1 protein-coding gene is annotated in these 815 nt (G+C 50.6%); it reads left to right on the top strand.

The genetic code is table 11. The annotated features are described in order from the left end of the window. Nucleotides 1-731 (top strand): tyrosine-type recombinase/integrase (locus M3090_RS15435; RefSeq protein ID WP_249057752.1); only part of this gene is annotated, 731 nt, incomplete at its 5' end. Nucleotides 732-815 lie beyond the last annotated feature (84 nt).

The following is an 815-nucleotide window of genomic DNA, read 5'->3' as shown; positions in this document are numbered from 1 at the left end:
AGCGCAACATCGACCGCCTGAAAGTGGCGGACATCAACAGGTACATTCTTTATCTTGTAAACGAAAAGAAAATTTCCGTTTCGCAACAGAACATGCGCATCAACGCCATCAAGTTCTACTATGAGCAGGTGAAAGGCGGGAAACGGCAATACTACGGCGGCATTACACGGGCCAAGGAGTACAAGACACTGCCGGAAGTGTTGAGCCGGAACGAGATAAAGCGCATCCTTGACCAACTGTCCAACATCAAGCACCGCTGCATGATTTCTCTGGTTTACTCTGCCGGATTGCGGCGGAGCGAACTGCTGAACCTCACACCCAAAGACATTAACAGCGAAACGATGTCCGTGCGTATCATGGGCAAGGGCAAGAAATGCCGCTATTCGCTGCTTTCGCCCAAGCTGCTGGAAGAGCTGCGGCGGTACTTCCGTGAATACCGCCCGAAGAAATGGCTGTTTGAGGGCGAAACGCCCGGACAGCCGTACTCGGCAAGCGCATTGGTGAAAGTGCTGAAAGAAGCCGCCAGACGTGCAGGTATCAAGCACCGGGTGCATGTTCACATGCTCCGCCACTCGTTTGCCACCCACCTTTTGGAACAAGGGACAGACCTACATACGATACAGGAACTGTTAGGGCACAACGATATAAAGACCACTGCCATATATCTTCATGTATCGAGTGCGCACAAAGCCAAGATACCCAATCCGCTTGACACTCTGGATGATTCGTAGGGTACAGCTATTAGAGATTAGGAAACACACCTGCCGGGTGTCGGTTATCGAAATATTTTACACCTAAGGGTGCATTTATTAATA

This window comes from Bacteroides sp. ET71 (genome assembly GCF_023336905.1).
Lineage (GTDB): Bacteria > Bacteroidota > Bacteroidia > Bacteroidales > Bacteroidaceae > Bacteroides.
Note: the sequence above shows the minus strand (reverse complement) of the source record. Positions and strands in the feature narration are given on the sequence as shown.